8 protein-coding genes are annotated in these 5307 nt (G+C 69.3%); 4 read left to right on the forward strand and 4 right to left on the reverse strand.

The genetic code is table 11. The features are described 5' to 3' along the window. Nucleotides 1–253 precede the first annotated feature (253 nt). Nucleotides 254–865, reverse strand: a complete 612-nt coding sequence (locus VJS38_RS06095; protein WP_324087265.1) for an SCO family protein — start codon at nucleotides 863–865, stop codon at nucleotides 254–256. 80 nt (nucleotides 866–945) lie between these two features. On the opposite strand from VJS38_RS06095, the gene VJS38_RS06100 reads away from it, so the two are divergent. The 3 genes from VJS38_RS06100 to VJS38_RS06110 all read left to right on the forward strand — a co-directional run bounded on the left by VJS38_RS06100 (nucleotide 946) and on the right by VJS38_RS06110 (nucleotide 3451). Beyond that, nucleotides 946–2325, forward strand: coding sequence for an ActS/PrrB/RegB family redox-sensitive histidine kinase (locus VJS38_RS06100; RefSeq protein WP_324087266.1), 1380 nt, complete (start codon nucleotides 946–948; stop codon nucleotides 2323–2325). Between the two features lie 86 nt (nucleotides 2326–2411). Beyond that, nucleotides 2412–2969: an ActR/PrrA/RegA family redox response regulator transcription factor gene (locus VJS38_RS06105; protein WP_324087267.1), complete on the forward strand. Its 558-nt coding sequence runs from the start codon at nucleotides 2412–2414 to the stop codon at nucleotides 2967–2969. An 11-nt stretch (nucleotides 2970–2980) separates the two neighbouring features. After that, a complete protein-coding gene (locus VJS38_RS06110; protein WP_324087268.1) occupies nucleotides 2981–3451 on the forward strand; it encodes an NUDIX hydrolase in 471 nt (156 codons plus the stop codon). 83 nt (nucleotides 3452–3534) lie between these two features. Here VJS38_RS06110 and VJS38_RS06115 read toward each other — a convergent pair whose 3' ends face one another. Both VJS38_RS06115 and mmcB read right to left on the reverse strand, forming a co-directional pair. Further along, on the reverse strand, nucleotides 3535–3996 hold the full coding sequence (locus VJS38_RS06115) for a hypothetical protein (RefSeq protein WP_324087269.1): 462 nt from the start codon (nucleotides 3994–3996) through the stop codon (nucleotides 3535–3537). Nucleotides 3997–4087: 91 nt separating this feature from the next. Beyond that, entirely contained in the window at nucleotides 4088–4546 is a 459-nt protein-coding gene (mmcB, locus tag VJS38_RS06120; protein WP_324087270.1) for a DNA repair putative endonuclease MmcB, read from the reverse strand. On the opposite strand from mmcB, the gene VJS38_RS06125 reads away from it, so the two are divergent. After that, nucleotides 4493–4996, forward strand: coding sequence for an IS1595 family transposase (locus tag VJS38_RS06125; protein ID WP_414692413.1), 504 nt, complete (start codon nucleotides 4493–4495; stop codon nucleotides 4994–4996). The genes mmcB and VJS38_RS06125 overlap by 54 nt on opposite strands. 26 nt (nucleotides 4997–5022) lie before the next feature. Here VJS38_RS06125 and VJS38_RS06130 read toward each other — a convergent pair. Further along, a partial coding sequence (locus tag VJS38_RS06130) for an ImmA/IrrE family metallo-endopeptidase (RefSeq protein WP_324087271.1) occupies nucleotides 5023–5307 on the reverse strand: 285 nt, incomplete at its 5' end.

Below are 5307 nucleotides of genomic sequence, written 5' to 3' on the forward strand. Positions count from 1 at the left end.
GCGCGCAATCAGGGCGGCGGCGCGCAGCGGCGCTGCAGCATAGAATCCGGCTTCGTACAACGAGTAGAGCATGCGACGACCCTTGTGCGCCGCAACATAACACGAAAAGACCGGAATGGGTCCAGGCGTTCGTCCCGGCCCCGCCGTCACTCAGCAGCGCGCCGCACACTCTGAAACAATTCAATTGACTAATGAACAACGACGGCCTGCGCCCCGTCGTCGCGGGGACATTAGGTGCGCTGCGGCAATCCGGTCAGCAGCTCTCGGCGCCGTCGCCCTTGGCCATGGCGCCCTGGATCTTGGCGGCGATCGCCTGGGGCGTCTCGCTGTAGCCGATGGCGCAGGCGAACCGGCCCTTCGGGTTCATCAGATAGGTGACCGTCGAGTGGTCCACGCTGTAGGCGGCGCCGGTCCCGGCCTTCTGGAAATAGACGCGGTAGGCCTTGGCCACGCCGTCGACCTGGTCCGGCGTGCCGGTGAGGCCGAGCACATGCTTCGGAAAGGCGTCGGTCGCCAGGAAGGACGCCAGCTGCCGGGGCGTGTCGCGCGCCGGGTCGACCGAGATGAACACCGTCTGGAACTCGTCCGCCTTCGGCCCCAGCAGCTTCTCGGCCTGGCCGAGGGAGAACATGGTCGTCGGGCAGGCGTCCGGACAGTTGGTGAAGCCGAAGAACACCGCGCTCCACTTGCCCTTGAGCACGCTCTGGTCGACGCTTCGCCCAGCCTGGTCCACCAGCTGGAACGGGCCGCCCACGGCGGCGGTTTGTTGGCGGGGGACGAGGACGCCCTGCCGGACGGCGACGGCGGTCAGGACGGCGAAAGCTATCGCCAGGAGTGCGAGAATGACCAGCAGACGGCGGCTCATGATCGGTTCCTCGGAGCAATGTCCGCCGCAGCCGGCGCTGGCGGCGGGCCGCCAGGGTCGCCCTGGGGTGCGCCGCTGAGATGGCGAACGCGCGCGTGCAGGCGGCGGTGAAGCCCGGTGTGCTCGATAAGCCGGGCCCGGGTCCGGCGCAAGCCGGCCAGCTGCCGGCCGGCGTGGTGCTCAACGAGGTCTCGATCCTGCGCAGCCACCTGCGGGTGCGCACCCTGGTCAGCCTGCGCTGGCTGGTGATCGCCGGCGAGGTGCTGCTGCTGTTGGTGGTGGGGCTGGGCCTGGGCTTCCACGCCCCCTATCCGCTGTGCTTCGCGGTGATCGGGGCGGCGGCCTGGCTGAACCTCCTGACCGCGGTCGCCTCGCCCGGGCAGCGGGTGTTCACCGACTGGGAGGGTACGGGCCAGCTGGCGCTCGACATCGTTCAGGTCGGCGTGCTGATCTTCCTGACCGGCGGCACGGCCAACCCCTTCGTCCTGCTGCTCATCGCCCCGGTGACGCTGGCCGCCGCCACCCTGCCGGCGCGGCCGGTGCTGATCCTGGGGTTCCTCGCCGGCGCGATCGCCGTCGCCCTCGCCTTCTTCGCCATGCCGCTGCCCGGGACGGCGCAATTGGCCGGCGGCAGCTATCGGATCGGGGCGGCGATCGCCGTCATGGCCGGCATCGCCCTGATCCCGGGCTATGTGCGGCAGGCGGCGGAGGAGGCCGCGCAGATGGCGCTGGCGCTCGACGTCACCCAGGCGGTGCTGGCCCGCGAGCAGCGGCTTTCGGCGCTCGGAGGCCTGGCGGCCGCCGCCGCCCACGAGCTCGGCACGCCGCTGGCCACCATCTCGATCGTCGCCAAGGAGATGATCCGCGAGGCGCCTACGCCGCAGGTGCGCGAGGACGCCGAGCTCCTGATGGCCCAGGCCGAGCGCTGCCGGGAGATCCTGCGCCGGCTGACCGACCAGCCCGACGCCGCCTCCGACGAGGTCCACGAACGGCTGACGCTGCGCCAGCTGGTGCACGAGGTGATCGAGCCGCACGCCTCGACCCCGGACGTCCGGGTCGAGGCGATCGTCACCGGCGCGCCGGGCGTTTCGGCCCCGGACATCCGGCGGATGGCGGAGATCACCCACGCCTTCACCTCCTTCGTCGAGAACGCCGTCGACTTCGCCGCCTCCGAGGTGCTGGTGACGGCGCGGTTCGACGCCGATACGGTGTCGATGGAGGTGCGTGACGACGGCCCGGGCTTCGCCCCGGAGATCCTGGCCAAGCTCGGCGAGCCCTATGTAACCACCCGGCCGGGGGCCGAGGGCTCCCGCACCGGCCACATCGGAATGGGCCTCGGTTTCTTCATCTCCAAGACCTTGCTGGAACGAACCGGTGCGGTCGTGACGTTTCAGAACGGGAGGCCACGCGGGGCAGTCGTATCGGCGCGCTGGCCGCGACCGAAGATTGAAGTTTCTTAGATCTGAGCAGGCTTGCAGAACAGCGCCAACCTGCGACAGGATGACGCGGGCGCTGGACTAGGGAGGCCCTGACGGGGCGTTTCTGAATGACCGACCTCTCGGCTGACGTTGCCGCCTTGCCTGACAAGACGCTGCTGGTGCTGGACGACGATGCGCCCCTGCGCACGCGGCTGGGCCGGGCGCTGGAGCAACGCGGATTCGAACCGACCCTGGTCGGCAGCGTCTCGGAGGCGCTCAGCGCGGTGAAGGTCCACGCGCCGGCGTTCGCGGTGCTGGACATGCGGCTTGAGGACGGCAACGGCCTGAAGGTCGTCGAGGCGGTGCGCGAGGCCCGGCCCGACGCCAAGATCATCATGCTGACCGGCTACGGCAACATCGCCACCGCCGTGCAGGCGGTGAAGGCCGGGGCGGTCGACTACCTGTCCAAGCCGGCCGACGCCGACGACGTCGCCCGCGCGCTGCTGGCCAAGGCCGACACCGCCCCGCCGCCGCCGGAGAACCCGATGAGCGCCGACCGCGTGCGCTGGGAGCACATCCAGCGGGTCTACGAGCTGTGCAACCACAACGTCTCGGAGACGGCCCGGCGGCTGAACATGCACCGCCGCACCCTGCAGCGGATCCTGGCCAAGCGCGCGCCGCGCTGATCGCCGGGTCCATGTCCACGCGCCTGCGACCGCGCCCCTCCGCACGCCTGCTGGTCGTCGACCCCGACGGCCGGATCCTGCTGTTCCGCTTCGCCTTCACGAAGGGCCCGCTGGCCGGGCGGGTGTTCTGGGCGACGCCCGGCGGGGCGCTGGAGCCCGGCGAGAGCTTCGAGGACGGCGCCAGGCGCGAACTCGCCGAGGAGACAGGCCTCGTGATCGACGATCCAGGACCGCAGGTCGCCCGGCGCGAATACGTCATGATCGCCCCGGAAGGCGACGGCGTGCAGGCCGACGAACGCTTCTTCCTGCTCCGCGTCGACCCCTTCATCCTCGCCGACCACGGCTGGACCGAGCTGGAGCGCGAGGTGATGACCGAGCACCGCTGGTGGACGCCGGCGGCGATCGCCGCCGCCGAGGAGAAGATCTACCCGGAGGACCTGGTGACGATGCTGGCCGCGGCGCTGGAGAGGAGCAGGGTTTAGGTCGGAAGCCGTCGCCACACCCTTCCCGGTCTTCCCCGCTTTCGCGGGGATGATCGGAGCTTAAAGGTTCTGTGCGGTCACGCCTAAGCCGTCGGCCGGCTCACGGCCACGCGCGGCGTGAGCGCGAGGTACTCGCGCTGCATCTCCGGCGTCAGCACCTCGATCATGGTGGTGTTCTCGATCCAGAGCTCGATGACGCCGAACTGGCCGCCGCGCTTGCGGTACTTCGCCGTCCAGCCCTCGCGCGCGGCGATGGCGAAGACCTCCGCCTGCTCCAGCGGCGAGGCGATCGCCGCATGGCTGGCGGTGAAACCCGACGCCTGCGGGTTCATCACCGCCACCGGGTCGGCGTCGCCGTCGGCGGGGTGCAGCTCTGCGCCCAAGGGATAGACCTCGATCAGGGTGTTGCGCTCGTCGCAGGCCGCCGCGACCCACGAGCCCTCGGCCACCGGCGGGAAGGGCATGGCCTGGCCGCGCCAGAACTCGGCGATGACGCCGGCCACGTGCTGCGGATTCTTCGCGGCGATCGACATGTGATGGATCATGGCGGGCTCCCTTCTCGCCGCAGCGCGAAGCCGAACGACGCCCCGCGGGACGCTCCATAACACAGGTCCGCGAGGTCGCCGCCTTTCATCGCTACTCCAGCGCCGTCGCCTGGACGCCGGCGGCGCGCATGGCCGCCAGCCGGGCGAAGGCCAGCGTCAGCGACTTGCGCCGCGCCCCGGCCAGCTGCTCGACCTGCGCCTCGCGCAGCACCGCCCCGCCGAAGCCGTCGGCGACGATCAGCCCCGGCTCCTCCGGCAGGATGTCGCGCGGGAATTCCGGCGCCACGGCGAAGGCGAAGGCGTCGCAATAGGGACGGTATTCCCACCACTTCTGATCGGTGCGGAAGTCCTCGACGCTGGACTTCACCTCGACGATGAAGATCTGCCCCTTGGGCCCCAGCGCCATGAGATCGGCGCGCCGGCCGTTCGGCAAGGTGACCTCGGCCAGCGGCGCATAGCCGAGCGCGGTCAGCAGGCGCGCGGCGCCGCGCGTCACCTGAAGGGTGGTCTCCGGCCGCGAGGCCGCAACGACGGTGACGGCGATCTCCATGCGGACGCCAATGTTCCGCATGCGTTCACGGGATGCAAGGCCTTCCACGTCGCCAACGTGACCGCGAAGACCCTGCGCCCGCTGATCGTTCAGACCGTCGATCGCGCCAGCCACCTGATGACAGACGGCGCGGTGCTCTACACCAAGACCGGCGCAGAGTTCGCTGCGCACTCGGCGGTGGACCATGCCGCGGGCGAGTACGTCCGCATGGGCTTCCACCACTCCAACACCGTCGAGAACTACTTCTCGATCCTGAAGCGCGGCGTCATCGGCACCTATCACCACGTCAGCGCCGCCCATCTGGCGCGCTACCTCGCCGAGTTCGATTTCCGCTACTCGAACCGCTCGGGCCTCGGCGTCGATGACGAGATCCGCACCAACGAAGCCCTGCGCGGGATCGAAGGGAGGCGCCTCACCTATCGGCGGACTGACGAAACCAAAGTCGCGTAAGCAGAAGGCCAGGAAGATCCAGCGCCTCAGATGTCGAGGCGAGGGAGGCCCAACTTGATGCGCATCGCAGCGCGCGAAACGTTGAAGCGACGAGCCAATTCAGCATCATCAGTGATACCGAGAGACTGAGCCGCCTTCAGTACGTGGCTTGGTATCAGCATGTTTGAAGCGAAGGTATTAGCCTGCCACTCTTCGCGCGGTCCAATTTGCGCGTTCGGGTAGAAGGCGCCGTCGATCCGAAAAGCTAGAGTATCACTGGTCCCATCACACGCCTCCAGTTTGGCGCGGTGATATATGAAGTGGCCGATCTC

Source organism: Phenylobacterium sp. (assembly GCF_035276905.1).
Lineage (GTDB): Bacteria > Pseudomonadota > Alphaproteobacteria > Caulobacterales > Caulobacteraceae > Phenylobacterium.